The 26,414-nt window shown below is 54.9% G+C and carries 26 protein-coding genes and 1 pseudogene; 17 read left to right on the top strand and 10 right to left on the bottom strand.

The features are described from left to right. Window positions 1–5: 5 nt before the first annotated feature. From HDF14_RS06995 to HDF14_RS27470, 3 genes and pseudogenes are all read left to right on the top strand, one after another. Window positions 6–815, top strand: coding sequence for a cupin-like domain-containing protein (locus HDF14_RS06995; protein ID WP_183974939.1), 810 nt, complete (start codon window positions 6–8; stop codon window positions 813–815). Between the two features lie 208 nt (window positions 816–1,023). Next, a complete protein-coding gene (locus tag HDF14_RS06990) occupies window positions 1,024–1,908 on the top strand; it encodes a tyrosine-type recombinase/integrase (RefSeq protein ID WP_183974937.1) in 885 nt (294 codons plus the stop codon). Beyond that, window positions 1,905–2,288, top strand: a pseudogene (locus HDF14_RS27470) (IS91 family transposase); the annotation flags it as partial. The gene HDF14_RS06990 and the pseudogene HDF14_RS27470, both read left to right, overlap by 4 nt. Before the next feature lie 374 nt (window positions 2,289–2,662). Here the strand turns inward: HDF14_RS27470 and HDF14_RS06980 are convergent. Both HDF14_RS06980 and HDF14_RS06975 read right to left on the bottom strand, forming a co-directional pair. Further along, window positions 2,663–3,178 (bottom strand): hypothetical protein, encoded by a 516-nt coding sequence (locus HDF14_RS06980; RefSeq protein ID WP_260698088.1) that lies wholly within the window; start codon window positions 3,176–3,178, stop codon window positions 2,663–2,665. A gap of 279 nt (window positions 3,179–3,457) precedes the next feature. Further along, window positions 3,458–3,790 carry a helix-turn-helix domain-containing protein gene (locus HDF14_RS06975; RefSeq protein ID WP_183974933.1) on the bottom strand — a complete coding sequence of 111 codons (333 nt, stop codon included), beginning with the start codon at window positions 3,788–3,790 and terminating at the stop codon, window positions 3,458–3,460. Between the two features lie 925 nt (window positions 3,791–4,715). On the opposite strand from HDF14_RS06975, the gene HDF14_RS06970 reads away from it, so the two are divergent. Further along, window positions 4,716–4,997 (top strand): hypothetical protein, encoded by a 282-nt coding sequence (locus HDF14_RS06970; RefSeq protein ID WP_183974931.1) that lies wholly within the window; start codon window positions 4,716–4,718, stop codon window positions 4,995–4,997. 6 nt (window positions 4,998–5,003) lie between these two features. Here the strand turns inward: HDF14_RS06970 and HDF14_RS06965 are convergent, their stop codons facing one another. From HDF14_RS06965 to HDF14_RS06955, 3 genes are all read right to left on the bottom strand, one after another. Then, on the bottom strand, window positions 5,004–7,328 hold the full coding sequence (locus tag HDF14_RS06965) for a sigma 54-interacting transcriptional regulator (RefSeq protein WP_183974928.1): 2,325 nt from the start codon (window positions 7,326–7,328) through the stop codon (window positions 5,004–5,006). 187 nt (window positions 7,329–7,515) lie between these two features. Beyond that, a complete protein-coding gene (folE, locus tag HDF14_RS06960; protein WP_183974926.1) occupies window positions 7,516–8,109 on the bottom strand; it encodes a GTP cyclohydrolase I FolE in 594 nt (197 codons plus the stop codon). Window positions 8,110–8,422: 313 nt separating this feature from the next. Further along, window positions 8,423–8,809 (bottom strand): ArsR/SmtB family transcription factor, encoded by a 387-nt coding sequence (locus HDF14_RS06955; RefSeq protein WP_183974924.1) that lies wholly within the window; start codon window positions 8,807–8,809, stop codon window positions 8,423–8,425. A gap of 155 nt (window positions 8,810–8,964) precedes the next feature. Between HDF14_RS06955 and HDF14_RS06950 the strand changes: the two genes are divergently transcribed. Beyond that, window positions 8,965–9,708, top strand: a complete 744-nt coding sequence (locus tag HDF14_RS06950; protein ID WP_183974922.1) for a glucose 1-dehydrogenase — start codon at window positions 8,965–8,967, stop codon at window positions 9,706–9,708. 197 nt (window positions 9,709–9,905) lie between these two features. On the opposite strand, the gene HDF14_RS06945 is transcribed toward HDF14_RS06950, so the two are convergent. Continuing rightward, window positions 9,906–10,505, bottom strand: coding sequence for a TetR/AcrR family transcriptional regulator (locus tag HDF14_RS06945; protein ID WP_183974920.1), 600 nt, complete (start codon window positions 10,503–10,505; stop codon window positions 9,906–9,908). A 208-nt stretch (window positions 10,506–10,713) separates the two neighbouring features. Here HDF14_RS06945 and HDF14_RS06940 point away from each other — a divergent pair, with 208 nt between their 5' ends. The 12 genes from HDF14_RS06940 (at window position 10,714) to HDF14_RS25995 (ending at window position 22,878) form a co-directional block, all read left to right on the top strand. Further along, window positions 10,714–11,160 (top strand): response regulator, encoded by a 447-nt coding sequence (locus HDF14_RS06940; protein ID WP_183974918.1) that lies wholly within the window; start codon window positions 10,714–10,716, stop codon window positions 11,158–11,160. A 132-nt stretch (window positions 11,161–11,292) separates the two neighbouring features. Then, entirely contained in the window at window positions 11,293–12,273 is a 981-nt protein-coding gene (locus tag HDF14_RS06935) for an L-histidine N(alpha)-methyltransferase (RefSeq protein WP_183974916.1), read from the top strand. 129 nt (window positions 12,274–12,402) lie between these two features. Then, window positions 12,403–13,134, top strand: a complete 732-nt coding sequence (locus tag HDF14_RS06930; protein ID WP_183975542.1) for an SDR family NAD(P)-dependent oxidoreductase — start codon at window positions 12,403–12,405, stop codon at window positions 13,132–13,134. 291 nt (window positions 13,135–13,425) lie between these two features. Then, on the top strand, window positions 13,426–16,602 hold the full coding sequence (locus tag HDF14_RS06925; RefSeq protein WP_183974914.1) for an efflux RND transporter permease subunit: 3,177 nt from the start codon (window positions 13,426–13,428) through the stop codon (window positions 16,600–16,602). Continuing rightward, entirely contained in the window at window positions 16,599–17,849 is a 1,251-nt protein-coding gene (locus HDF14_RS06920; RefSeq protein ID WP_183974912.1) for an efflux RND transporter periplasmic adaptor subunit, read from the top strand. Before HDF14_RS06925 ends, HDF14_RS06920 begins: the two co-directional genes overlap by 4 nt. Window positions 17,850–17,888: 39 nt before the next feature. Beyond that, a complete protein-coding gene (locus HDF14_RS06915; RefSeq protein WP_183974910.1) occupies window positions 17,889–19,310 on the top strand; it encodes an efflux transporter outer membrane subunit in 1,422 nt (473 codons plus the stop codon). 57 nt (window positions 19,311–19,367) lie between these two features. Then, entirely contained in the window at window positions 19,368–19,814 is a 447-nt protein-coding gene (locus HDF14_RS06910; protein ID WP_158749892.1) for an RrF2 family transcriptional regulator, read from the top strand. Between the two features lie 321 nt (window positions 19,815–20,135). Further along, complete coding sequence (locus HDF14_RS06905) at window positions 20,136–21,272, top strand: alkene reductase (RefSeq protein ID WP_183974909.1); 1,137 nt, start codon at window positions 20,136–20,138, stop codon at window positions 21,270–21,272. Window positions 21,273–21,395: 123 nt separating this feature from the next. Then, on the top strand, window positions 21,396–21,785 hold the full coding sequence (locus HDF14_RS06900; protein ID WP_183974907.1) for a tautomerase family protein: 390 nt from the start codon (window positions 21,396–21,398) through the stop codon (window positions 21,783–21,785). A gap of 65 nt (window positions 21,786–21,850) precedes the next feature. Next, complete coding sequence (locus HDF14_RS06895; protein WP_183974905.1) at window positions 21,851–22,216, top strand: ArsR/SmtB family transcription factor; 366 nt, start codon at window positions 21,851–21,853, stop codon at window positions 22,214–22,216. Window positions 22,217–22,286: 70 nt separating this feature from the next. Continuing rightward, window positions 22,287–22,550, top strand: a complete 264-nt coding sequence (locus tag HDF14_RS26000) for an NAD(P)-binding domain-containing protein (protein WP_221304590.1) — start codon at window positions 22,287–22,289, stop codon at window positions 22,548–22,550. Window positions 22,551–22,578: 28 nt separating this feature from the next. After that, window positions 22,579–22,878, top strand: coding sequence for a hypothetical protein (locus tag HDF14_RS25995; protein ID WP_221304589.1), 300 nt, complete (start codon window positions 22,579–22,581; stop codon window positions 22,876–22,878). A 27-nt stretch (window positions 22,879–22,905) separates the two neighbouring features. On the opposite strand, the gene HDF14_RS06885 is transcribed toward HDF14_RS25995, so the two are convergent. From HDF14_RS06885 to HDF14_RS06870, 4 genes are all read right to left on the bottom strand, one after another. Next, complete coding sequence (locus HDF14_RS06885; protein WP_183974904.1) at window positions 22,906–23,556, bottom strand: RNA polymerase sigma factor; 651 nt, start codon at window positions 23,554–23,556, stop codon at window positions 22,906–22,908. A 513-nt stretch (window positions 23,557–24,069) separates the two neighbouring features. Beyond that, complete coding sequence (locus tag HDF14_RS06880; RefSeq protein ID WP_183974902.1) at window positions 24,070–24,606, bottom strand: hypothetical protein; 537 nt, start codon at window positions 24,604–24,606, stop codon at window positions 24,070–24,072. A 152-nt stretch (window positions 24,607–24,758) separates the two neighbouring features. Next, window positions 24,759–25,625 (bottom strand): alpha/beta hydrolase, encoded by an 867-nt coding sequence (locus HDF14_RS06875; RefSeq protein WP_183974900.1) that lies wholly within the window; start codon window positions 25,623–25,625, stop codon window positions 24,759–24,761. Window positions 25,626–25,668: 43 nt separating this feature from the next. After that, entirely contained in the window at window positions 25,669–26,412 is a 744-nt protein-coding gene (locus HDF14_RS06870) for a hypothetical protein (RefSeq protein ID WP_183974898.1), read from the bottom strand. Between the last annotated feature and the right edge of the window lie 2 nt (window positions 26,413–26,414).

Raw genomic sequence — 26,414 nt, 5'->3', positions numbered from 1 at the left:
GATAGATGGACAGTCCTGTTGTTTGGTTTCCCCAGATATGTGAGGCTACCTGTGAGATGCCTCGCCTCGCCGCCCTGGACGTTCTTGATTCTCTGAGTGACGAGGCGTTTTCGAAAGAGTATGCAGCGCGCTCTATGCCTTTTCTGCTGCGGCTGGGTGCGTTAAAGTTCTCTGAAGCGGAGATCTTAGGTCTGCTGCAAGGGGCCTACGGCGATCAGACCGTGAACGTCCGTTTCGGCAATATGGCTGATCCAGGTAGCTACCTGAATCGCCGCGAAGAAGAGATGCCCCTAAGAAATTTCATTGGGGAACACTTCATGCAGGTAAACGATGCCGGGACGGCCTATGCCGCCGGCACCGTGATACCCGTCGAGATGGCGCGGGATCTCGGTGTCTCTTTTCCGATTTTCTACCCTGAGTATTTTTTCAATGAGCCACGGATGTGGATGGGTAAGAAGGGAACGGTGACTGCTCTGCACAAGGACATCCCGGACAACTTCTCGTTCGCATACTTCGGTGCCAAAGAATGGCTCCTCTATCCGCCAGCCGATTTTCCTTATCTATACATGATTCATCCGAACCCGAATGCACTTCCAGACTTCGGAGTCAGCATGGTTAACGCAAAGTCTCCGGATGCGACGCGCTTCCCGGAGTTCTCGAAGGCTACACCGATCTCCATCACGCAGCGTGCGGGCGATCTGCTCTATGTGCCTGCGGGATGGAGTCATTTCGTGGAGAACCACGAAGACTCTCTGATGATCAATTTCTGGCTAAGACGCGGAAGATCCCCTGCAGTGTTAGGCAGGGACCGATGACAGGGGTTCACTCCAGTATCCTGCCCCTGTTTCTTCGCATGTGCCACGGTTAAATCTTATTTCTCCAGAAATCCACTTTCTTCATTTGGCGGTCGCTGGCGAAAAGCCGACTTTGAACGAAGCCGCTGTGCGGCGGACGCATTCGCGTGCGCTGGGCGAGCGGTTGAGGTGATGATCTAGCGTTTGTCGCAGAGAAGGAGGATTCTCTGTGACCCATCTACGTCAGATCATGCTGGAAGAGTTGGAGCGGCGCAACTACGCTCCGTCCACGATTCGCGCCTACATCCGCACCGTCGAGCACTTTGCTCGTCATTTTCATTGTGCGCCGGACAAGCTTGGCCCGGATCACATCCGCCAGTATCAGGCTGCGATGTTCCGCACCTGGAAGCTGGCTCCCAACACGGTCACGCAGCGGTTGGCAGCGTTGCGTTTCCTCTACATCCAGGTGTTGAAGCGAGGATGGAGCGTTGCCGAGACACCGTATCCGAAGAAGGTGTTCCACCTTCCCGAGATCCTCAACCAGCAGGAAGTCGCGCGACTGATCGATGCGACCGAGACGCCGTTCCAACGCATCCTGCTTATGACGCTTTATGCCACGGGGGCACGACGGGCAGAAGTGGCTCGGCTGAAGGTGACCGACATCGACAGCCAACGGATGGTGGTTCACATCCGCGGAGGCAAGGGACGCAAGGACCGGGATGTGATGTTGAGTCAGGCGCTGCTTGAAGCACTGCGAACTTACTGGCGCGGGCTTCGGCACAAGCCGAGCGAGTGGCTGTTTCCCGGCAACCGATGGCACACGTCGAGACGGCCGATCACGACCAAGGTGCTGTGGACGGCGTGTCGAGAGGCCGCTGTTCGCGCCGGCCTGGAGCATAAGCACATCCATCCGCATACCCTGCGCCACTGCTTCGCGACGCATCTGCTTGAGGCAGGAGCTGATCTGCGCACGATTCAGATCCTTCTTGGGCATCGAGATCTTGAAGAGGCCACGATCTATCTGCACCTCTCCAAGAAGCATCTGAGCGCAACAGCAAGTCCGCTCGACATGCTTCAGCTCGCGACATCGGGAGAAGCGATACGCAGCGTATAAGCCGGTCTCCGCTGGAGATGGCCGACATCGTTCGCCACGCAGGGCAGGGTTTCATCGAACGCAGTCGCAAGTGGATCAACGGACAGCATGAGAAGGTACTGCTGGCGATCACGCGATGCCGCACAGCTGCTCTCGGTGGCCATCGCGATCGGTGCTCCAGTTGCGGTCATACCGCCATCTCCTATAACTCGTGCCGTAACCGGCACTGCCCGAAGTGCCAGGGCAACGCCCGCATCCGCTGGCTTCAGCAGCGCGAACGCGAGCTGCTGCCCCCCCGCTACGTCCATGCGGTGTTCACGCTCCCGCGTGAACTGGCACCGCTCGCACTCCAGAACAAGCGTTTGATCTATGGACTGCTGTTCCGCTCCAGTGCCGCCACGCGCCACGTTCGCGGGCGATGGTGGCTTGGCTGGTAAATCCCACCAAGACTCCAATCGTGCGGCACATCAAAGTGAGATCGAATGCAAATCCGTTCGATCCGAACTGGCGCAGCTACTTCGTGACTCGTAAGGGTCTCAAGAAAGGCAGCAATCGCTAACGCTCGTGTGTTGTGACCGGCTCTGCTTCGTGCAGGGCTTACCCAAGGCTTGAGCCGGATGACGGGAAACTGTCATGTCCGGTTCTTAGGGGAGGCAGCGGCAGAGATGCCGCTGTCTTACCCGACGGAGAAACCGAAGCGGTGTCTTCCTGCGCGATTTTTGAGCGCAAAAGAAACGAGAGGCGGCAGCTTCGCCGCCCCTCGAAGCATGGAATGCTAGGCCGCCTTCTTGGCCTTGGTAATGGGTTTGGCTTCCTGCTTGGGTTCTTTCTTTGCCTTTGCCTTCGCCGCGAACTCCTGTTTGACCTTCTGGCCGATGGCTTCGGTGTCCACCTTGTACAGGGTAGCGGCATCCTTGAGGACACTGCTTCCGTTATGGCGGGAGGCCGCGAGGAGAATCGTCGCCTCGACCATGAGTCGGGACAGCGTGCCTTCATCGGCGCGGCGCATAAATGCGAGAAGCGTCTTTGCGATGCCTCCCTCGTCCCGCTTCTGACGGATGCCGTGCTGACGCGCCAACGTCTCGATACGCGACTCATCCAAGACCGTTAGCAGCTTCTCCAGAACGAAGAAGAGGTCGCGTTTGAGCAGTCGCACTGGAACGGCGGCGGCGATGGCAGAGAGGACGCGAAGTCCGGTCGTGTTGGCGATGGCTTTGTCGCGACGCTGCTTCTCCTGTTCGGCCTTCCACTGCGCATCATCGCGGCTGCTGGTTTGCTTGGGATGATGCACCGGGCCCTAGTGAAACTCAGCTCCTCGGCGAGGACGATTGCTGTTACTTGCAGACGGATTTCGATTGGGAGGGACAAATCTCTGCATCCTGGCCCAGCAGATATTTCCTGCTCTTTTTGATCTGAACAATGCCGTCCGTTCTGGGGCTTGTCGTTCGCGAAAACCTTTTGCGATTACAGCCGAACAATCGCCTGCTTGCGGTCTATCCCATAAGGAGGCGACCAACTTTCGTCGAATTGCCGATTGCGACTAACCAAACCGAAGCAGCAAGCAGCATTCTTAGCGCGTGGTCCCAGCCACCTCCTGATGCAGTTCAATTCCATCCATGATCGGTGCGCTTTGCTGAACTGTGGCGTAAAGACGTTCCTTCCTCCACTTTGCAGGAGTCAGCCCCACGAGGCTGCCGAATGTACGGCCAAAAGCAGCTTGGTCGGAGAAGCCGGTTTCGAGCGCAATCTGCGTCAGACTATTTCCCGGGTCTAAGAGCATTCTCTTAGCTGCCTCAATCCGTTCCTGAACGACATAGCGATGAACAGGAATTCCAAACGTCGTCCGGAAGCAGCGAGCAAAATGGCTGACCGAGAGGCCGCATGTCTCTGCAAGTTTGCTCATGCTCGCGTCACCCCTGAGATCGCTTCGAATCATGTTAGTAACGCACCGTCTTTGCCACGGGGCAAGACCGCCCCGGGCTTTGGGTGGCCGAACTGATCCATAACACCGAACGAGATACGCACATAACATCGGCAAGTAGTGATTGAGATACATCTCGCATATCAGATCGCGCTGTGCGAGCATCGGCAAGAGTGCCTGGGCGAGATGGTAGAGGACGTGATCGTACTTACCCTTGGGACAACGGAGAGTTCCAATCCGTGCTAAACCAGCCGAATCTGTATATGCGTCAATTGTCGCGCGAGGCAGGTAGTAGTGGACGCAGTCGAATGCACATGTCCTGAAAAACGGTGGGGCTTCGTCAAGGTCGTAGATTGTCACCCCACCAATCGTCCAAGATTCCGACGTTACTGCTCTACCATCCATGTGGGAATCACGCGTTTCCCCAGCAGAGGCGACGAGATGGACCGCTATGAGAAATGCTTTAGTCGAATGTAAGCCCTCCACCGGATCAGGAAAACCCGCTTGTGAAGTCATTCTTGCGATAGCTGACTGCAGTGTTGCGCGTTCCCTCAGAACGAGGATCGGACGATCGACGATGCTGTAAGTTGAACGCATCATCCGGCATAGACTTTGTTCTTCGTACGATGCAGTCAGATACATGCGTCCTTCGATCCTTCCTAGTGGGTTACCTGCTTCATCAGCCGTTCGAGTGGAGTGCTCATAGAAGCTCCTTATCGATCCATTCCGTTATGTACTGCGAAGAATTAAGGAGAGGGATACCCTCTGATCGACATCTGGCAAGAAAACGTATCCCGGCCAAATCAACGAGATCGACTTCTGCCATGGAGATCTGGATGACGGAGCCGCTCTTCTCGATTTCGCGAATCAGCTCTGGAATATGCTCCTCCTGGAGTCGACCAATCAGATGAAGCGTCGTGACATTGCCGTCAGACGATCGTTCAATTTTCAGCATGTTTGGACAACGCTCAATCCCGCTATTTGCAGGTTGGACGCCATTCGCCAAATCATTGATTTATATGGAACTCGCAGGCGCTCAGGCGCGCCGATATTTCGGCAGGTGCCGAAAACTCAGCTCAACAAGCAACTTGATGAAATGCGAAGACGAACCGATCCCAAGATGAGAGATCGTGCTCTGTCGCTGACGATCAGTCCGATCTACCGCAACAGCAGTGCGCCGCGCGGGTAAAGGGGCCTAAACAGCCTTGAAAAGGTGTTGATTGATCCCCAGCTTCTTGATCTTCGAGATTAGCGTCTGTCGGGGAATCCCAAGTCTGTAGGCTGCGCCGTTCTTGCCGCCTACGATGCCATGGCACTCTCGCAGCGCCGCTTCGATCATTCCTCGTTCGCGTTCCACGAGTTCTTCGAGCAGAGGAACGCGCGTCATGCCCGGCTTTGAAAAAGCCTGCTTGAACCAAGACTCGTCGGCTGAGAAAGTTTCGGAATCGCATAAGATCACGGCGCGCTCGATCACATTCTGCAGTTCGCGAATATTGCCGGGCCACGAGTATGACTCGAATAGGCTCATCGTCTGTTTGCTGATATTCCGAAGCTTCTTTCCGGCTTTGTGGGCATATCGATCGACCAGGTATGCGACCAACAAAGGGATGTCGCCAGCTCTCTCTCGCAGGGACGGAACCTGAATCGGGAATACGTTGAGTCTATACAACAGGTCTTGACGGAATATCCCTTCGGCGACTGCAGCCTCAATATCTCGATTGGTCGCTGCAATGACTCGCACGTCGACAGAGATAGTTTGGCTTCCACCAACTCGCTCGAATTGTCGTTCTTGAAGGACGCGCAGCAGAACAGCTTGAGTTTCTGTAGGGAGTTCGCCAACTTCATCAAGAAATATGGTGCCGCCATCTGCCAACTCAAATCGCCCTAAGTGACGCTGAAGAGCACCGGTAAACGAGCCCTTCTCGTGACCAAACAGTTCGGACGCGATCAGTGCAGAGGGGATGGAAGCGCAGTTCACCTTTATGAAAGCTCTCTTCGCTCTGGGAGACGCGTTGTGGATGGCGCGTGCAATCAGCTCTTTTCCTGTTCCCGTCTCGCCCAAAATTAGGACCGAAGCGCTGGTTGGAGCGACTTTTGAGACTTGAACAAGGACTTTACGCAGAGCTTCAGACGAGCCGACAATTTCTTCAAACATGGAAGATCGAACGACGTCTTCGCGTAGCGCGACATTCTCGTTGCGAACCATGTTCTCGACCCTTCTGCGGTCTTCAATGTCCGTGCCGGTTGCGTACCAGCGAATCAGTTTCCCGCTACCGTCGTAGAAAGGCTTGTAGTGGATAAGAAACCAGTGATACACGCCATCACGCCGACGTGCCCTTGTCTCAAGCTGAAACGGAACTCCCGCGGCGAAACTCCTATTCCGTGAGTCCCGAAGTGCTTTCTCATCGTCAGGATGAAAAATCTTGTCACGGAAATTTGGATCGTCCGCATCCTTCGCTTGCAGCCCTGTGTACTCAAGCGAGGCTTGATTGACGTATAAGACTTTTCCCTGTGCATCCATGAAGTGGATTGCGGCCGGGATTGAATCCACCATCCGCCATAGTTCGGCCTGCTCCTGGCGTACAGTCTCCAGTCCCTGCCTCATCACGTGGATGTCAGTAGCGGAGCCATACCACCTGTCAACCTTGTTCAGTTGCCCCGGAACCGGCTCGAAACGAAGGAGAAACCAACGATATTCGCCGTCAAGCCGTTTCAACCTCGCTTCAACCTCAAAGGTTTCAGCTGTGGCAAACGAATCGGTCAATTTCGTCGTCAGTTCGAAGTAATCGTCGGGATGAATCACTCTCGCCCAGCCCAAGCCCAATAGGTCTTGCGCGGTGAGCCCGGTGTACGCAACCCATCGCTGGTTTACGAATTCGTTTGAGCCGTCAGGTTTCCCACACCAAACGAGAGTCGGAATTGTGTCGATGAGCGTTTTGAGTTCCGATGCTGACTTCTCCGACTCTTTGAGCGCCATTCTGAGCGAAGAGGCAGACCGTTCCCTCTCAATAGTGGACTGAACTATCTGCCCAGCGGCCTCAACCAACTCGATCTCTTGTGCTGAGGGAGTTCGCGTTTCGGTGTACCACCACGCCAACGTTCCAAGAATATCGTTCGTCGAGGAGAGCAGCGGTTGTGACAAGGTGGCTTTTAGTCCAGCGTCAATTGCGGGCTGCCGATGCTCTTCGGGCCACGTAGGGTCGGTAGCGATATCAGAAATGACAACGCGTTTCTTGAAAAAAGCTGATGCGTTGCAAGACCCTCCTGGCTGAATGGGCATTCGTGTGAACCGTTTTGCATAAACGCTCGGTATCCGCGGCCCAACGACCGGGATGAGCCACTCTCCATCAGGGTCTTTCAGGGTGATCGTGGATAGGCCCTCGGGTACTTGGGTGTCGAACGCTACGCAGAGCTCGTTCAAAATCTCTTTCAGAGGCGCGCCCTCGCCGATCATCCGTAGTGTTCGCTGTTCCACGGCAAGGAACGCTTCGGTTCGTGTTCGAGACTCAGGCGAAAGCATGGAATCTCCTATGGACACCTGAATTATCCCCCTATGGGACTCTACTTAGCTAGAGCAAGCCGACAACGGAACGCCGGATGAGTCCGCCGCGACTGCCCGAAGATAGATTTGCCCCTTCGAATAGGCAAGTCATTTTCCGGCCTCGAGCACCTCTTTTCATTCGTGAAGGGCTGGCGTAAAGGCCGCTCTACCGGCGACCTCTTGGGGCGAGAATGCTCAAGAGTTCACTGCGCGTTTGAGTCTCGGACAGAAAGATGCCGAGCATCGTCGAAGTCGAAGTCGTCGAATTCTGTTTCTCGACTCCCCGCATCATCATGCAAAGATGCGACGCTTCAATGACTACAGCCACACCCTGGGCGTGAGTCGTCTGCATGATTGCATGTGCTACCTGCTCCGTCAGTCGTTCCTGCACCTGCAGCCTCCTGGCATACATATTCAGGAGTCTCGGAAACTTGCTTAGACCAATTACTTTCTTGTTCGGGACGTAGGCTATGTGTGCTCTGCCGAAGAAAGGTAGCATATGGTGCTCGCACATCGAATAGAACTCGATATCCCGCACAACGACCATTCCTCCATATTCACTCTCAAAATAGGCTTCGTGGAGGATTTCAAGGGCGTCTTGTTCGTAGCCGCTGGTGAGAAACTTTAGCGCCTCCTCCATGCGTTCAGGGGTTTTCAACAGTCCATCTCGCGAAGGATCCTCCCCTATGCGCAAAAGGAGTTCGCGATACAAATCCTGTATAGTCGCTCCGGCAAGCGCGCTTAGCAGTGCAGTCGACATCAGTGTTTGCTCCTCAATGGCTCGGGATGCAGATTCCAGCACGAACTCCTTGCCAGCGACTCAGTCGTGGCCGTAAGAGTGTCTTCAGGACCCGAATCGAATTTAGGCTGGATGTTTCGAGATATCTTGCATCATTTCGTCGTAACCGGCGGATCTTGTCATCCCTGCATCTACCGCACGAAGGCGAGAGTCAGAAATGCCTAAAGTGATCGCTTTAAAACTGAAATCTGAACGTCTGCATCATGCTTAAAATCGACAAATCTAGTCTCCTGATGCAATACGGCGGTCACGAGGAGGCTTAGGATCGCTATCGTCAGCGCTCTAAACGCCTCTTTTTGAGAGAACCGGGCTTTACCTTCGGGGTTCGGGTTTCTTCTGACTGAATGTTATGTGCCTTGACGATCGCTGCGATCAGTCCAGGGAATCGGCCGTCGATCTCTGAACAACGCGAAACGTTATACATCTCCACTCCTCTACGTTCTCCGCGAATCAAGCCAGCTTGTCTCAGGGCTTTGAAGTGAACGGACAGCGTGGACTTCGGAACCGGCTTATCCACAATGTTGACGAAATTGGAGCAGGTCTGTGAACAGTCCGAGCCCACAATATCGGCGTAGATCGCCACCCGCACGGGGTCAGAGAGTGCATGAAGAATACCCTCCACCGTGATGTCTCGCAACGTGGGATGGACGAGCGGTTTCATTATGTCAGTCTAGTCCAGATCATCTCCTTAGTTCAATAGTTATGAACTATTGAAACTTATCGAAAACTCACCCATCACATACAAAGCTCGTACTTGAGGGCGTCCGACGCGAGGCTCATAGCCGAGCGGGGAAGAAACGGATAGAGGAAAACATCATGGGCAAACTCAAAGGTAAAGTCGCGGTCGTAACGGGCGCTTCAAAGGGCATCGGTGCCGCAATCGCAAAGTCGTTAGCATCCGAAGGTGCTTCGGTGGTGGTCAACTACGCTTCCAGCAAGTCGGGCGCCGAGACTGTCGTGGCGGCAATCACAGCGGCTGGCGGCAAGGCTGTTGCGGTATCCGGCGACGTCACGAAGGCGGTCGAGGCTACAGGCATCATCGACGCCGCGATTAAGAACTACGGCCGTTTGGATATCTTGGTGAACAACTCCGGGGTTTATGAATTCGCCCCGCTTGAGGCCATCACTGAGGAGTCCTTCCATAAGCAATTCAACATCAATGTGCTCGGACTGCTGCTGACGACCCAGGCAGCGGCAAAGCATCTGAGCGAAGGTGGCAGCGTCATCAATATTGGATCCAGTATCACGCGGCTGAAGCCGGCCACGAGCGCGGTGTATACGGCGACCAAGGGCGCAGTCGACATGATTACGTCGGTCCTGTCAAAGGAACTCGCGCCGAAGAAAATCCGTGTCAATTCTCTCAACCCCGGGCTTGTCGAGACGGAAGGCACCCACAGCACAGGCGTCATGGGCTCTGATTTTGAGACGGGGCTGGTTTCACAGACCCCTCTCGGCCGTGCTGGCCAGCCAAACGATATCGCAGCAGTCGCGATCTTTCTCGCTTCTGAAGATTCCGCGTGGTTGACAGGTGAGATTGTCGTCGCGAGTGGCGGCCTCTAATCAACTGCTTCTACTGAGAAAACGTCATGGGAATTTTGATACTAACCACCCTTCCGGCAATCCTCACCTTCGTTATAGCGAGCTTCGATGCCTCGCCGCGCGACCGTTACGATTGCCGGAAGGAAAGCCTCAGCGCACCTACCTTGGAAACACTTGAATTGAGCCAGACGATAGCAGGTAGCAGACGCTGAGATCTTCTATTTCGCCTTGGCTGCTGTCTGTTTGGAATTGATCAAGAGGTCTCCGAACGCAATTTCAATGAATTCTTCGAAGGGCACGAGCGACTTCAACAGCCTGATTCTCAGAGCTGCACCGAAGAATGCTGCGAGAAGAAAACGAGATAGAACGGCAGGATCCTTTTGCTTCGGAATCTCTTTCGCTTCCTGGGCGATACGGAGAGCCTCTTCGATCTTGGCCGCCCAAGCATTCATATACGCAAGACTCGCTGTGCGGAACTTCGCGTTGCTCGCCAACTCAGACGCGAAGTCGCCGACCAAACATCCTGATCGATATTTGAATCTGTAGTAATCGTTAGCCAGGAGGCGGAAGTGTTCTTTGAGAGAGTCAAGCGCCGGTGAATTCCCATTCATCACGAGACTATTCAGTGTAGCCTCGGCGTCAATCCTCAAGACTTCGAGACCGAGAGCTTCCTTGCTCTTGTAGTGAGCGTAGAAGCTGCCTTTCGGAACACCTGCAGAGTCTACGATCTCTTGGATTCCAGTCGCGTTGTAGCCGTACTCATGAAAACTGCGAGAGGCAGCTTCGAAAATCTTCTCGCCGACATTACGTTTTGCCACGCGGCCTCCACATCCCTGATGATAGTCGATTAGCTTTCTGGGAGTTTGCGCGCTCGCTGATGGACGGTGCTCATATCCGGCAAAAGCGACTCGATCTGTCTATACGCCATTTCACGCACCCCCTAATCTCATGCCATGCTGAACACGAGACTCGCATCTCCATCAATGCCTCCCTGGCAGATGCCAATCAGCGGGGAAAGCAATTGATATGTCACAGGCGTTTCAGCGACTCTCACCTACGGATGAATCCGTCGATTCTCAGCTCCTGGTCTTCGTGGTCGACGACGAGCGCCTGATCGCCATGACTCTCTCCTTAATTCTGACTCATGCAGGATTCAGCACAGCCTGGTTTACTGTGCCCGAGGAGGCCCTCCGCGCATCGGTCCGGACTGCTCCTCATCTTCTGCTTTCGGATGTCGCAATGCCGACAATGAGCGGCGTGCATCTTGCAATCACAATGACATCCCGCTGGCCGACCTGTAAGGTACTGCTTCTGTCGGGACAGGCTGAGACGGCCGATCTGCTCTGCGAAACGCGTGGTCTAGGCTTCAGCTTCAGGCTCCTATCCAAGCCGATTGATCCGTCCTGCTTGCTTATGGAGATTAGAACCATTCTCAGCCAACCCGGTGGCCGTATCTTCCCATACACGGAATGACGCTAATCGCCGAAAGCGATTGATTCATTCAATACGCCGGATGGATCCGACTCGTACGCTCGACCCAAAGAAGAATCAGCACATTGCTCGTGTTCTTGCTGTTCGCGGGTAGTGATGCGCTAAGGGAGTGGTATGGTCGCTGACTACGCATCTGCGGAGGTCGTCCAAGCTGTAGCTCGTGGTGCCCACACGGGTCTTTCAGCATCGAGGAAGACGCTTCCACCATGGCTGCCGTACGACGAGCGGGGTGTCATATTGTCTGATGAAATCGCGCGTCTCCCGGCACACCACGCGAATCGAACCGAGACTGATCTGTTGCAACACAACGCGATCGAAGTCCTTCGAATGGCTGCTGGATATCGCCCCTTTACTATTGTCGAACTCGGGGCAGGATCGGCAGCGAAGAGTGGATTGCTTCTTGGATCTCTTATCCGCAGTCAAGGATCGGTGCTCTACCAGCCAGTCGACATTTCACGGGCCGCGTTGGATTTCGCGGAGTTTGACATCGCGTCCAAGATTCCGGGAGTCGTATCTCGTCCGCGGGTTGCGAACCTGATCAAGGACTCGTATCAGATCAAGCGTTGGCACGGTGGCCGCACGTTGGCAATTTGGGCTAACTCCGCCATTGGAACATTCTCTCGTCCGGAGGCTCAGGACATTTTACTCAATCTTCATAGCCAACTTGAAAGCGGCGACTCCCTCCTTCTCTGCGTTGACCTCGTCCAGGACCAAGAAACGCTCATGTCTACCTATGACGACCGATCGGGCTGCCATCAAGCCCTGAGTCGAAACGCCCTCGAAAGGCTGAACAAGGTTTTAGGAGCAAACTTCGAAGTGGAACAATTTGCACATAAGGTCGTCTGGAACCGCCATGAAGCCTTGGTTGAGATGCACCTGCGGTCGGTGACAACTCAAGGCGTCACGATTCCCCCAGTAGCCAGCTATCCACGACTGGATCTTGCCTTCAGGACGGACGAGACAATTCAGACTAAGTCCAGCTACAAGTTCACCTTTGCAACATTGGCATCATTGCTCATCTGGTCAGGCTTCACAATGAAGGAGACCTGGCATGATTGCGCATGCTCCTTCGCTTTAGCCCTAGCAACGGCGTAGTGAAATAGTTGCGCTGTAGACGACCGGTCATTTTTGAATCTTAATCCAAAGACTCGGAATCTATGTTGATGCGTGTCGACAACCTACGGAAAACCGATAGCAGTGTTCGAAATGCGAAAGGATGAATCAATGGGAAAATTAGACGGTAAGGTCGCGGTCATTACCGCGGCAACATCAGGAATGGCCTTGGCAACTGCCAAGCTATTTGTAGAGGAAGGCGCTTATGTGTTCATTACAGGCCGTCGCCAAGACAAGCTCGATGAAGCGGTCAAAGCGATTGGGCGCAATGTCACCGGTGTCCAGGGCGATGCATCCAAGCTGGTCGATCTTGATCGTCTCTACGAGATCGTCAAGAAAGAAAAGGGAAAGATCGACGTCCTTTTCGCAAGCGCAGGCCTCGGAGAGTTCGCGAAGATAGGTGAAGTCACCGAGGAACACTTCGATAAGCACTTTGATCTCAACGTTCGCGGCACCCTGTTCACCGTCCAAAAGGCGCTTCCGCTGTTCACCGACGGCGGATCGATCTTCTTGAATGGCTCGATTGCCAGCATCAAGGGCTTCCCGGCATTCAGCGTTTACAGCGCCACGAAGGCTGCCGTGCGATCTTTCGCTCGGACCTGGCTCGTAGATCTCAAGGAGCGCAACATTCGAGTGAATATCTTGAGTCCTGGGACCATTGATACTCCGATTCTGGATCCCTTGGGTCCGGATGCGAAGGCAATGTTCGCGTCGCTCGTGCCCCGTGGGGAAATTGGTCGTCCGGAGGAAATCGCCACGGTCGCATTGTTCCTCGCATCGAACGACTCCAGCTTTGTGAACGGTATCGAGTTGTTCGTCGATGGCGGCACCGCTCAGATCTAACTCTTCATTACCTGGCGCTCGCCGCTTCAATCCGAAGCGGCGAGTCCTTGTCCTCGAAGTGAAGGCGAGTCCGCGATCCGCGATGAAAACGGCTCTATCTGAGCTTTTGTTTCTATCCACCGGCCAAGCGATTCCCTAGGGCTCAAGTCCAATGACAGGCTTGGTGGCAACCGTAGCGTTGCGATGAGCTTCACGGTTTCGTCCACACGCAGCAAACCGTGCTCCATTTTGCATGTTTCATAAACACATTTTGTCAACCTTTCAACGTTTACGTCTGATGGAGAACTTATCATGTGGATAGTAAAGCTCGCTCTGAAGCGCCCCTACACTTTCGTGGTTGCGGCGATCCTCATCTTGGTTCTCGGTGTCTCGTCGATCGCGACCACGCCGACTGACGTTTTCCCCAACATCGACATTCCAGTCGTCACCGTCATCTGGACGTACAACGGCCTTTCCGCAAAAGAAATGGAAGGACGGATCACAAACTTCAGCGAGTTCGTGATGGCAGTCGTCAACGATGTGAAGGCGATTGACTCGCAGACGATCAAGGGTGCGAGCGTCATCAAGATCTCTTTCCAGCCGCAAGTCCACATCGATGCGGCTATGGCGCAAGTAGGCGCCGCAGTGCAATCGATCAAGTTCCGAATGCCACCCGGAGTAAACCCACCTTGGATTCTCCGGTTCAGTGCTTCGACGGTGCCAATCATTCAAGTTTCGCTGTCGAGTGACACCCTTTCAGAGTCGGAACTGTACGATTACGGACTCTTCAGGATGCGTCAACAGCTATCGGTTGTTCCTGGAACACTTCTGCCGACTCCGTTTGGTGGTGTCGCGCGCCAGATCATGGTCGACCTGGATCAGAATGCCCTTCTTGCGAAGGGGTTGAGCCCTGCGGACGTTGTAACGGCGATCAACGCGCAAAACCTAACGCTACCTTCCGGCTCCGCAAAGATTGGAACTCGGGAGTACAGCGTGAGCACAAACTCAAGTCCGATCGCGGCGCTCAGCCTCAATGATGTTCCAATCAAAACCATCAATGGCTCTCTGGTTTATATGCGTGATGTAGCGCACGTCCGCGATGGATGGTCGGTGCAGCAAAGCGTTGTCCGGGCGAATGGTAAGACGGCGGTCCTCATGCCCATCATGAAGACGGGCTCCGTTTCAACGCTGGATATCGTCAACCAAATCAAAAATGATGTCCTCCCTGCCTCTCGCGCCGCCGCCCCTAAAGGCATGAAGATCAGCGAACTGTTCGATCAGTCGGTATTTGTTCGCGCCTCGATCAAGGGTATCCTGCGAGAGGGGATCATCGCTGCCGGTCTTACTGGATTGATGATTCTTCTTTTCCTTGGAAGTTGGCGCAGCACGTTAATCATTGCGATTTCGATCCCCCTCTCCATCTTGAGTTCCATCATCATTCTCAGTGCCTTTGGGGAAACGATGAACACGATGACCTTGGGCGGACTCGCACTCGCCATCGGCATCCTGGTTGACGACGCAACAGTCACGATCGAGAACATCCACAGGCATATGGACGGTCAATCTCTTTATGAAGCTGTCCTCATAGGTGCGTCAGAGATCGCCGCTCCCACCCTTGTCTCCACCCTGACCATCTGCATCGTCTTTGTCTCTGTAGTGTTTCTGACCGGGCCAGCAAAGTACCTCTTCACTCCCATGGCGCTGGCGGTCGTCTTTGCGATGCTTGCTTCCTACATCCTCTCTCGGACGCTCGTTCCGGTCATGGCACATTTCCTGTTAGGAGCCGAGAATATCGCCGGACACGAAACAGGTGTAGAAGATAGCTCCCTGAACCGCGGTTTTTTCAGACGATTGCATGATCGTTTCAATGAAGGATATTCCTGGGTTCAGGACCGCTATACGAACACCCTACGGCTCGTGCTTGGCCACAAGCGGATTTCTCTCATTGCGTCGATTGCGATCATGTCTACCGCGTTCCTCATCCTTCCACTGGTTGGTCGTGACTTCTTCCCAGCCGTCGATGCTGGGCAAATCAGATTGCACGTGCGAGCCCAACCCGGGACTCGGGTCGAGACAACGAAGGTGCTTTTCAGCGAGGTTGAGGCGGAGATCAAAAAGACGATCCCACCTAAAGAGCTGGATCTCATGATCGACAACATCGGACTGACTCCAGAGACCTTTGACTACGCTTTCGGAGACGGCGCAACGATCAGCAGTGCCGACGGCGAGATCCTCATCTCGCTCGACGAGAAACACCACGGTCCCAGCGAGAAGTACGTGAAGCAACTTCGTTCTCAGTTGCAAAACCAGTTTCCTGATCTCACGTTCTTCTTTCAACCGGCTGACATCGTCACGCAAATCTTGAACTTCGGACTACCGTCACCTATCGATGTGCAGGTTCAAGGGTACGACCCAGCGAACTACGATATCGCCCGCAAACTTCGGCAGCGCCTCGCCGGTGTCCAAGGTGCGGTCGATGTTCATCTGCACCAGGTCGTGGACGCACCAGATCTCCACGTTGACGTCGATCGTGTTCGCGCCGCGCAATTCGGTCTAACGCAAGAAGATGTGGCGAACAGCATTTATGTGTCCCTGGCGTCCAGCGTTGCGGTGCAACCAAACTTCTGGTTTGACCCTAAAACGGGCTTTACATATTGGGTTGCCGCTCAAACGCCTCAGCCGACCCTGAATTCCATCAATGCCCTACAAAACACTCCTATTCCGTTACGGACGATCAGCAACAGAAGTGAGATATTGGGCAACATGTCGACGATCACTCCAGCTGTGCTCCCCGTGAACGTGAACCATCACAATGGGCAGCCGGTCTTCGACATCTTTGCGAATGTCCAGGACAGCGACTTAGGATCGGTAGCCGCCCGAGTGAAACGGATTGTCGCTGAAGAGAGCAAAAACCTTCCTCCGGGAACGAAGATCATCGTGCGAGGGCAAGTCGAGAGTATGAATGAAGCTTTTACCCGGTTGGGTCTCGGTCTGACATTTGCCGCCCTCATGGTCTATCTGCTGATGGTGGTCAATTACCAGAGTTGGCTCGATCCCTTCATCATCATCTGTGCTCTCCCCGGTGCTTTCACAGGTATCGTCTGGGCACTGTTTCTCACGCAGACGACCTTTAACGTGCCAAGTCTCATGGGCGCGATCATGTCCATCGGTGTCGCAACGGCGAATTCGATTCTTCTCGTCACGTTCGCAAATGAAGTCATGCGCGATAAGGGCGAGGCTCCACTGGAAGCCGCCGTAACGGCAGGGTTCACGCGCCTTCGCCCGATCATTATGACGGCATTCGCCATGATCGTCGGAATGCTCCCGATGGCCCTCGGACTCGGAGAAGGCGGTGAACAGAATGCGCCTCTGGCGCGTGCCGTCATTGGTGGCCTCACCGTTGCAACATTCGCCACTCTCTTCTTTGTTCCATTGATGTTCACCCTGATCCATGGACGTAACGCGAGCAGCCAACAGGAGGCAGCATGACGCAGCAGACTATGAATACTTCCACGCAGGCAACCGGTAAGAGATCTGCCATTGTCGTCCGGGTAACCGGTGCGGTCGTCCTTGTTCTCGTTCTAATCGCTATCGGCATCTTTCCGCGATTCGCACGGGACCGCGAAGCGTTGGCAGCTGTGAACGAGGCAGCTGCTACCCACCCAGTGGTCGGCATCACTCACCCCGCGAAGGGAGAGCCCACGTCCGAGCTTTTTCTACCTGGAAACATTCAACCGTTGTACACGGCGAATCTGTATGCCCGGATCGACGGTTATGTCGAACGCCGGAACGTCGACATTGGCAGCAAGGTGAGAGCCGGCGAACTCCTCGCGGTGATCTCCGCCCCTGAAGTTGATCAGCAACTGCTCCAGGCTCGGGCAGCGTTCGCACAGGCGCAGGCATCGGTTCTGCAGGCCAAAGCCGCCCTTGGGCAAGCGAAGGCGAATGTAGAACTAAGCCGCCTTACCAAGGAACGGGATGTTCCGCTCGGAGAGCAACATGCCATCTCGCAGCAAGTCGTAGATGCGGCTGTGCAGACATTCGACGCACGGGTTGCTGATGTAGCAGCCGCGGAAGCCAACGTCACAGCCGCCGAAGCGAACGTGACAGCAAACAGTGCCAACGTGAGCCGGTTGCAACAGATCCAAGGGTTCGAGCGTATCGTCGCTCCCTTTTCCGGTGTGATTACCGCTCGAAACATCGAACGAGGAGACCTGGTGAGCACGGGTAAAGATGCACCGAAGCCGTTGTTCAGCATTGCCCAAAGCGACACGCTGCGCATTCAAATCGATGTACCGCAGTCTGAGGCGATGAACATAGCCAATGGACAGACTGTCTTGCTGGATGTCAAAGAACGCTCGGGTAAGAAGTACACGGGCACGATTATCCGGAACGCGACGTCTTTGGACGGAGCGGCGAGAACGATGTTGACTGAAGTCCAGGTCGACAATCGCGACGGATCGCTTCTAGCCGGTATGTACGCGCAAGTGAAGTTCACCCTGCCTCAGCAGCGCCAGTCCACCATCATTCCAACTAGCTCGCTGGTAATTGATCATGCCGGTACCCATGTGGTGACAGTAAGTGCGGACCATACCATCCACTTCCTCCCCGTGGTAATAGGGAAAGATTTGGGCACCACGATTGAGGTTATCGGCGGGCTTCAGGGCAATGAGGCGCTTGTTACCACGCCGAACGACCTGCTGACTGAGGGCGAACATGTCGAGATTCGCAATTAGCGGTGCGCACCACGGATTAGACCAATGAGGGCAGCAGGCATGAAAAAGACACTTCTATCGACGACGTTACTCGCGGGCCTTCTCCTCATAGTGGGATGCAAAGCTGGTCCCAACTACAAGCGCCCCACCGTCTCTACACCGGCCGATTTTCGTGGAGCGCTTGCACCCGAGATCGCCGCCGGAGGAACGACGACCATTGCCGATCAGCAGTGGACCTCCATCTTTGGCGATCCCGCGCTCCAGTCCCTCGTAAAGGAAGCCTTAGATAACAACCTGGACCTTAAAATCGCCGCAGAACGAGTTCTTGAAGCCCAATCTCAGCTCGGTATCGCTCGTTCCCAGCAATATCCGAGTGTGAGCGCGGGAGGATCCTATTCTGCGCTCCAGCTTCCTGCTTCGTTTGCAACCAAGAACTCCGACGGAGCGAAGAGTGCCACGTTCTTCAATGGCGGAGGACCGAGTGCCTCAGCGGCTTGGAACCTGGACTTCTGGGGCCTCTATCGACGCCAGTCTGAAGCGGCTCGGGCTGACCTGCTGGCGACTGGTTGGGCACAGCGGGCTACTCGGGTTGCGATTGTCGAAGACGTGGCCGAAGCCTACTTTCAGCTTAGGAGCCTCGACGCGCAACTGGAGATTACAAACAAGACAATCGAAGCAAGAACCGATTCCCTGAAATTGGTTGCGACGCTTCAGAAGTACGGTGCCGGATCCCTCGCCGACACCCGGCAGGCAGAGGAGCTCCTTCATGCAGCGGAAGCAAATCTTCCTGAGCTTCGCAGACAGATCGCGCTTCAAGAGAACATACTGAGCCTGCTCCTTGGACGTAATCCTGGAGACGTGACCCGCGGATTATCTGTCGGAGAGCAACCGCATCCGGGACAGGTGCCCGTGGGTGTTCCCTCGGAATTGCTCGAACGCAGACCCGACATCCAACAGGCTGAGCAGCGCCTTATTGCGGCAAACGCAAGGATTGGCGTCGCCAAAGCTCAGTTCTTCCCCAACATCTCGCTAAGCAGCCTCGGAGGAGCGGCTAGCAGTCAGCTCCAGTCTGTCCTCTCCGGTAAGAGTACCTATTGGTATGCTGCCGCTTCGCTCTCAGAACCCGTCTTTGACGGGGGAAGGATTCGAAGCAACTACCACCTATCGCAACAGCAGCAGCAAGAGATGCTCTTGGAGTACAGAAAGACCATCCTGAATGCCCTCAAAGATGTGTCAAGTTCTCTAGCAAGCTACCGCGAAGTTCGGGAACGCAGAAGCTCCAAGGCACAGCAGGTCGAATCGGCAACGGATGCCGTCCGTCTGGCAAGGATTCGGTACTCTGGCGGTGACACCAGCTATCTTGAGGTGCTCACAACCGACACTGACCTGTACGAGGCGCAGTTGAGCCTTTCTCAAGCTCAAGAGGTTGAGGCGCTTTCTATAGTCCAGCTTTATGTTGCGCTCGGAGGGGGATGGAAATAGCGCCATGGATCCGAACGCTTGAATCCTGGACGATAATGTGAGCATCAAAAACACATTATGGCAACGACGAGCTTTCAGTTCTCAGTGGCTGCACACATCATGACGGCGTTAGCCGACCACAACGACGAGCACGTGAACTCCGCGTTTTTGGCGGAAAGCGTCAACACTGAGCCCACATTCGTCCGGAAATCGCTCTCCAAGCTTGTGAAGGCTGGACTTGTAGTGGCGACACGCGGCAAGCACGGATTCTGTGTGCTGGCTCGACCAGCAGCGGCGATCACGCTCGCTGATATCTACCGAGCAAGCGAAGCACCGGCAACATTCGCGGTACATAACTATCCAGTGGAGAAGACTTGCCGTACGAGTTCGAACATCAAGAAGATCATGCTGGATATCCTGCCTGAAGCGCAGAACAGTTTCGAGCAGGTCCTTGCGAGAACCACTCTCGCAGACATGGTCCAACGAGTCAGACTTCCAGGGAAACAGACGCGTCAAGCCAAGTAGTTGAAATCCGCAAAAGTAGCTTTTTGTTGCTATATCGTGCGGCACCGTCTGTCTACGCTTGCCTCATGCCAACGCATAGAAATTCGCAACCGACACACACCGCTTGTGGCTCCCTTTTGGGTTCATCGCCGCTTGAGAAAGGAGAAGGAGAAAATGATGGATCTTATTGTGCTTTTGTACATCACATTAATGCACACACTACGCCGTGGTGCTCAGTTCTCTCGACCTCTGGCTAGGGCGAACATGCAGTGCAGTCGTTGCTAGCCCCGAACAGAATTTGAAACACAACACACTTAGCGACACCCCCAAGAAGGAGTTTTTATGAGCACGTCAAAGCTATTCTCAAAAGTATCGGTTGGTCCCTTTACGTTGGCACATCGCGTCGTGATGGCGCCGATGACTCGCATGCGGTCGAACGCGGACGACACCGTGAGCGACATCATGGTAGAGCACTACGGGCAGCGGGCATCCAAGAATGCCCTCTTGATTATGGAAGGCTCTGTGGTCTCGCCAAAAGGCAACTCCTATCAGGGCGCTCCTGGCATCCATGACGATCGCTTCATTCCGGGGTTCAAAAAGATCGCAGATGCCGTCCACGCAAAGGGCGGCTTGATCTTCGCTCAGCTCTATCATGGCGGCCGAGTGTCGCACTTTTCGCTGCAGCCCAACGGTGAAGCACCTGTGGCACCTTCTGAAGTCCCATTTACCGGGCATGCAGCAACACGCGAGGGCGAGGTCGTTGCTTCTCCCGCGCGCGCCCTGGAGCTTGGAGAGATTGCCGGCGTGGTTGAAGAGTTTCGGGCAGCGGCTGAGCGCGCCAAGAAAGCAGGATTCGACGGCATAGAGCTTCACAGCGCCAACGGCTACCTCCTCGATCAGTTTCTGGAGGACACCTCGAACAAACGCACCGACGCATACGGCGGTTCCCTCGAAAACAGAACGCGGTTCCTGCTTGAGGTTGTCGCGGCGGCAGTATCAGTGTGGGGACCGGGTCGAGTGGGTGTCCGCGTCACACCGAGCGGTGAATTCAACGAAATGGGCGACAGCAACCCGGACGCCCTCTTCAGTTACTTGGCGGGTCGTCTGAATGAATTTGAGCTCGCGTGGTTTCACGTCGTCGAGCCCCGCATCGTCGGTGACCACTCGAAAGAAGACGCCGACAAGATGGCTCCTATCGCGTCCGCACACCTTCGCAAAGTCTACAAGGGCACTCTCATCGCAGCTGGTGGCTTCAATCGTCAAAGTGCTGAGGCGATCCTCGAACGCGGCGAAGCGGACCTTGTTGCGTTTGGCCGGTTCTACTCCGCGAATCCAGACCTCCCCGAACGTCTGAAGAACAACCTTCCGCTAAACAAGTACGATCGCTCGCGCTTCTACGGCGGCGATGCGCGCGGCTACAACGATTACCCGTTCTATCAAGAGTCGGTCGCTGCGGCATCCTCCGCCGGCAGCCACTAGCCCGCTATGGGACCAGTTCTCCTAAATGGAGGACTGTCCCTAGAGGAATTCCGCAGAGGAGGTTCGCGTCTCGGGCTTCTATGTCCATGGGTACTTCCACAGTTCGATGAATCAGGAGTCTTTATGCCACTCGTTCGCGTAACGCTGCTCAAAGGAAAATCGCCCGAATACCTGGACGCCGTCTCCAAGGGGATCTACGATGCCCTTGTTAAGTCGTATGCCATGCCCGAGGGAGATCACTTTCAGATCTTCGAACAGAAGGAACCCAGTGAGTTGCGGTTTGATCGCAACTTCGTCACGAAGGTGCCGCGCTCTGATGACTTCATGATCGTGAACATCAAGGCGGACGCTCGACGTGTCGGCGAGAAGGACGCTCTCTACGCCAGTATCGCGGAGAACCTTTCGAAGAGTCCGGGTATTAATCCGCAGGACATTTTCCTCTCCCTCGATGTGAACACCTACCTCGAAGACTGGTCGTTCGGAAACGGCCTCTCCGCAGCGAAGGCTTACTAACGTTCAGACGGGCACCATTGCGGGTGGTGCCCGTCCGTTCGTCGAACATCCCACCGGAGACCGCTATGCCGCGATCGCAGCAAGCATTGAGCCTTACGCAAGTGCATTTGATCTCCCGCGCCATCGCGGATGAAACGAGATTTCAGATACTCGAGCTGATTTATCGGGACGGTCCAATGATCGTCGGCAGCATCTCGGGTCAACTTTCTGTGACCGCCGCGACCACATCGCACCATGTTCGCGAACTCGCGAGGGCCGACCTCATCTCTGTGACGAAAGATCGCCAGTATCGCTTGCTGACGGGCCGCCATTCGACATGGCGGGCCTATCTTTCCAGACTTTCGAATCTCGCTGGCGATGCACCGCCATCCCAAGACTCACTCCAAATCGCAGTTGCCGAACATACTTGTATCTCCGGGCTTCCGTGTTGAACCTTGGGTCAAATCCAGGCTGTGTCTCCGATCAAGACTTGTACAGACCTCATCAGAAGGAGAACTACTAATGACAATTGGAATGATTGGTGCGGGATCGGTAGCGATGGCATTTGCCCGTTACCTGTTGGCTTCGGGGCACGAGGTAGAGCTCAGCAACAGCCGCGGCCCGGACACCCTTGCGAGGCAGTTGAGTGAACTCGGTTCGCGTGCGCGGGCTGTCACCGCTGCCGAGGCTGCCTCCAACAACGTTGTCCTCTTGGCGGTGCCGTGGGCTCGAATTAGAGAGGCGCTGTCAGGTTCTTCCGCCATGGGACAACCGCATCCTGATTGATGCGACCAATCCCTACATTGTCGGAGGGTTGGAGAATCTGCATGGACGCGCCTCAAGCGACATTGTCTCGGAGCTGGCACCCGGGGCAAAGTTAGTGAAAGCGCTCAATACCTTGGTGGTGGAGAACTTCGAGTCAGGAGCGACTGTGCCTTGTGGCCGGCGAGTCGTATTTATGTCGGGAAATGACCATCTCGCGAAGAAGCAGTTTCGCAGTTTGCTGTCCCCGGCGGGTTTCGCCATCATCGATCTGGGAACTCTCCAGGTCGGAGGTCTTGTGCAGCAAGCCGGCGGGCCGCTGGTTGGACCAGACTTCGCTGTGATGACGTAGGAAATTCTTTTGATGCCCCCTGCCCGGCTACACGGCAACCTTCAGCCGCGAGTGGGACCGCTTTTCATGGTTGATAGGCCGCATTTTCTCGGAGAGTTTGGCCCGCGCTCGCAAAAGCCGGGATTTGGTCGCTGCAATGGAGAGTCCCGTAATCCCTGCGATCTCGGCCACCGAATGATCCTCCGCATGGCGAATTTCGGTTACTTTGCGCAGGTTGGCCGGCAGACGACGGATGGCGAGCCGTAAGAGTTCTGAGGTCTCACTTCTTTGAAGCGCCACCTCTGGGCTCAATGGAAGGCTCCAGAGAGGGTGATAGCGGTGGACTTCTCCCTCGGTCAGCTCATCCGTTGAGTACGCAGGCATTCGATTGCGCTTCCGAATCGCCATCAGTGCGGTATTAATCGCGATCCTCGTTAGCCAGGTCGAAAACTTCGACCTACCGTCGAAGCTGGCGATATGGAGATAGACGCGAACGAACGACTCCTGCAGCGCGTCCTCGGCGTCTTCATCGTTCTTGAGAATCCGCCGCACGACTCGATACGTCATCGTCTGGTGTCTGCGGCACAGTTCCGAGAACGCGGAATTGACGCCTTGTTTAGCCAACGCAATCAGTTCTTCGTCTGGATCGTCAAACCTAATCGACTTCGAATCTTGGCTGCGATGCGCCAATGTGTCCATAGCAGTTCTCCCTCCGATGACGGAGCGGAAATTCAGAGTCCGCCCCGTTCTTCGTGAGTCGACTTTGCGGTGGTCTGTCAGAAGCGAAGATCCATCGCGGGTCTGTCGTTTAAGGCGACTCTACCGAGCTAGATGTCGGAGGTATTGCCGCTTTCACTCAGATTTGCTTAAATCCGGCACTGCTTCTTGAGACCTACCTCCTTTTGCCATCTAGCCTGAGTGGGTCCCGATGTGCGGTGTTTATTGTCTTTGAGAGGGGGAAGGTCCAAGAGGAGGTCGCTCTTTCTGCACCTTCCCTTTTACTGCCTGCGGCGCGCCCAACTCAACACAACAGCGTTTGTCGGTAGTGATCCCGTCCACACCGCTTAACGAGTGCTCAATGAGTGCATTGGCCTATTGTCGTCATTTGACCGGTCCGTTTCCGATCCAGCGTGGCCCCTTAGCAAACATGAATGCAGTCGAGGCGATATGTGGAGACTTATGGGTTCTGCGCTCGTTTGCTCGCTTCGTCATCTATGGCCGAGTGTAGCGCATGGTCCATACAGCTTCGTCCCCTTCGCTGTATTCTTTGCCATCCCAAGGGGTTCCGCAAACATGGAGGTAGGCAAAGGGAGTGCCCGCAAACATTACCCAGGCGCCCTTATCGCGAACCGTAGTTGGAAGCCCGTACTCCTTTGCATCAAAGGGCCACGTAATCATCCAGTGGGGTCCGATTGGTATAGCGGGACTCGTCTTATCGGACGGGTCGGTGTTACTCCTCTGCGTCGCTCCGCAAAGCATGTAAATCATGCCTGGAGATTTATTCGTCGGCGTAGGTTTGCCCTGCATGGCATCCATCATCCATAGCATGCCCATTGGGTTCATGCACATTGGCGGTTCGCCGATTTTATTCTCGTTGCCAGGCACACAAACCCATTCGTTGGTTCCTTTGGCCAAGACCGTTAGTGTCCCATCGGCTCCCAGTTCGGCGACCGTCGCATTTCTGGTCACTTGTTCAGGGCCGGAAAGTCGCGCTCTTGTGATTCTTGGGTCTTCCGCTTGGTCACGCATTTGTTGGCCTTTCGTTTTTGCGGTCAGAAGATCGGAATAGGTCTCCTTCGAGAGAACCAAACTTCGACCGGGACCGCTGCTCAAGGACGCCGCAGTCCCGATCGCAGCAATGACGAAATCTCTCCGGGTTCTCATGTTCACGCCCTGACTGTTTAATCTTGGCCGCCAGCGACCGCAGGAAGGTGCCCATCGATCCAGCTCTTGATATCTAGGATGACCGACTCCTTGTCGATGTCGTTGAGAAGATCGTGAAAGCCACCTTCGTAAAGTTTTAGAGTTTTGTCGGTGGAACCGGCCATGTCGTAAAAATGCTGGCTGCCGCTTGGCTTCGTGTTCTTATCAAGAGTGCCATGTAGGATCAGAACCGGTAGCGTGATCAGAGAAAATTCCCTCTTGAGTCGCTCATCGGCCCGAACCATCGCGGCCATCGTTTGGGTTGGCTGAGTCTCATGTGCAATCAGTGGATCATTATCCATTGCCTCAACGGCTTTCAGATCACGAGAGAATCTCCCATTTGGAAGATGCAGGATATGCGCGTGTGGCGCGACATGGCTCAGTCCCTTGAAAACCGCGAGAGCAAAATCAGGAGCAGGTAACTCGTGGGCAAAGCTTTCGCAGATTAGCCCGGTCAGCTCGGCCTGGTGATCGAGAGTATAGAGGCATGCAACAACGCCGCCAGCACTATGACCGAGCAAGAACGTGGGGAGACCCGGTTCGCGCGACTTTACAACCGCCGTAACCGCTTCCACGTCACTCACGTAGTCTTCAAAGGCCTCGACATAAAAGCGTTCGCCGTCCGAATTCCCGCGGCCTCGTAGATCAACGGCGTATACAGCCAGACCATCGGCAATGAACTGTTCGGCGACCCATTCGTAGTAACCGCTGTGGGAGTTGAAACCAGGGACGATGACGACTATCGCATGAGCCGTGTCGTCCGGATGCCACGAGCGAAAGAATATTTTTAGACCGCCTTCACCGTCGACCGTTTCTTGATTTGTTGTAGCCAGACTTTGCTTCATAGCACACTCCTTAAGCAAGATTTGTAAAGCTGATTCTCGATCTTCAAACGGATGCCGACCGCGATCCCACTCGGGCTCGTGGCGCATCGTCCGGACTTGTTCCATTCGTCGCGCGTAATCGACTGCCGATAGCACGTATTGCAAGCAAATGCAGAACGACGGCAAGCGGCACGAAGAATCCTGGAATCAATAGAAACGGAAATGTACTTATCATTCGATCGGGAACTTCTGAGTGGATCAGATGGAGTGGTCCGGGAGCTGTCAGTATGGCGCGAGTCACAACATTCAGTAGTGCGAGAAGCCCGAGGATGTTCCAAGCACTTGCCAATCTGAGCCCCCATCGCCCACGTGTGGACAACCATGCGATAACGGGTGCCGACAGTCCTATATAGATGTCGATGTTTGCTCCAGCGAAGGTCATCATCCTGGGTACCAGGCCCTCGATCCAGAGTTGATGCAGGAACAACTCCACGCCGATGCGAAAGCATTGCGTGCCCAGGATTAGCCAGAGTGGAAAGGCTAGTACGGCCTGCGCACTGGCAGACGGTCGCACAATGAAAAAAATGAGGAACAGAAGAACAGGACCGACGACGAAAGCGATTCCCGGCGGGCGCATCTCTGAATTCTTGAGGATGCCGAAGTGTGCCATCAGGCCGGCGTAGAGAAACCATATGAGGGGACCAGCCAGCAAACGGACTGCGGCCCGACGATTGATGTAGCGGTCAATCATAGCGACGACGAACATTGTGATCAGCGCCACGAATCCGAGAAAGAGTGTCGAAGTCATCT

The sequence above is a fragment of the Tunturiibacter gelidiferens genome, from assembly GCF_014201335.1.
Lineage (GTDB): Bacteria > Acidobacteriota > Terriglobia > Terriglobales > Acidobacteriaceae > Edaphobacter > Edaphobacter lichenicola_E.
Note: the sequence above shows the minus strand (reverse complement) of the source record. Positions and strands in the feature narration are given on the sequence as shown.

Bases quoted from the DNA above. Each gene is read 5' to 3' on its own strand.
- HDF14_RS06995 (WP_183974939.1), top strand. From the start codon at position 6: ATGGACAGTCCTGTTGTTTGGTTTCCCCAGATATGTGAGGCTACCTGT.
- HDF14_RS06975 (WP_183974933.1), bottom strand. From the start codon at position 3,790: ATGAGCAAACTTGCAGAGACATGCGGCCTCTCGGTCAGCCATTTTGCT.
- HDF14_RS06970 (WP_183974931.1), top strand. From the start codon at position 4,716: ATGAAGCGTCGTGACATTGCCGTCAGACGATCGTTCAATTTTCAGCAT.
- HDF14_RS06965 (WP_183974928.1), bottom strand. From the start codon at position 7,328: ATGCTTTCGCCTGAGTCTCGAACACGAACCGAAGCGTTCCTTGCCGTG.
- folE (WP_183974926.1), bottom strand. From the start codon at position 8,109: ATGTCGACTGCACTGCTAAGCGCGCTTGCCGGAGCGACTATACAGGAT.
- HDF14_RS06955 (WP_183974924.1), bottom strand. From the start codon at position 8,809: ATGAAACCGCTCGTCCATCCCACGTTGCGAGACATCACGGTGGAGGGT.
- HDF14_RS06950 (WP_183974922.1), top strand. From the start codon at position 8,965: ATGGGCAAACTCAAAGGTAAAGTCGCGGTCGTAACGGGCGCTTCAAAG.
- HDF14_RS06940 (WP_183974918.1), top strand. From the start codon at position 10,714: ATGTCACAGGCGTTTCAGCGACTCTCACCTACGGATGAATCCGTCGAT.
- HDF14_RS06935 (WP_183974916.1), top strand. From the start codon at position 11,293: ATGGTCGCTGACTACGCATCTGCGGAGGTCGTCCAAGCTGTAGCTCGT.
- HDF14_RS06930 (WP_183975542.1), top strand. From the start codon at position 12,403: ATGGGAAAATTAGACGGTAAGGTCGCGGTCATTACCGCGGCAACATCA.
- HDF14_RS06925 (WP_183974914.1), top strand. From the start codon at position 13,426: ATGTGGATAGTAAAGCTCGCTCTGAAGCGCCCCTACACTTTCGTGGTT.
- HDF14_RS06920 (WP_183974912.1), top strand. From the start codon at position 16,599: ATGACGCAGCAGACTATGAATACTTCCACGCAGGCAACCGGTAAGAGA.
- HDF14_RS06915 (WP_183974910.1), top strand. From the start codon at position 17,889: ATGAAAAAGACACTTCTATCGACGACGTTACTCGCGGGCCTTCTCCTC.
- HDF14_RS06910 (WP_158749892.1), top strand. From the start codon at position 19,368: ATGGCAACGACGAGCTTTCAGTTCTCAGTGGCTGCACACATCATGACG.
- HDF14_RS06905 (WP_183974909.1), top strand. From the start codon at position 20,136: ATGAGCACGTCAAAGCTATTCTCAAAAGTATCGGTTGGTCCCTTTACG.
- HDF14_RS06900 (WP_183974907.1), top strand. From the start codon at position 21,396: ATGCCACTCGTTCGCGTAACGCTGCTCAAAGGAAAATCGCCCGAATAC.
- HDF14_RS06895 (WP_183974905.1), top strand. From the start codon at position 21,851: ATGCCGCGATCGCAGCAAGCATTGAGCCTTACGCAAGTGCATTTGATC.
- HDF14_RS26000 (WP_221304590.1), top strand. From the start codon at position 22,287: ATGACAATTGGAATGATTGGTGCGGGATCGGTAGCGATGGCATTTGCC.
- HDF14_RS06885 (WP_183974904.1), bottom strand. From the start codon at position 23,556: ATGGACACATTGGCGCATCGCAGCCAAGATTCGAAGTCGATTAGGTTT.
- HDF14_RS06880 (WP_183974902.1), bottom strand. From the start codon at position 24,606: ATGCGTGACCAAGCGGAAGACCCAAGAATCACAAGAGCGCGACTTTCC.
- HDF14_RS06875 (WP_183974900.1), bottom strand. From the start codon at position 25,625: ATGAAGCAAAGTCTGGCTACAACAAATCAAGAAACGGTCGACGGTGAA.
- HDF14_RS06870 (WP_183974898.1), bottom strand. From the start codon at position 26,412: ATGACTTCGACACTCTTTCTCGGATTCGTGGCGCTGATCACAATGTTC.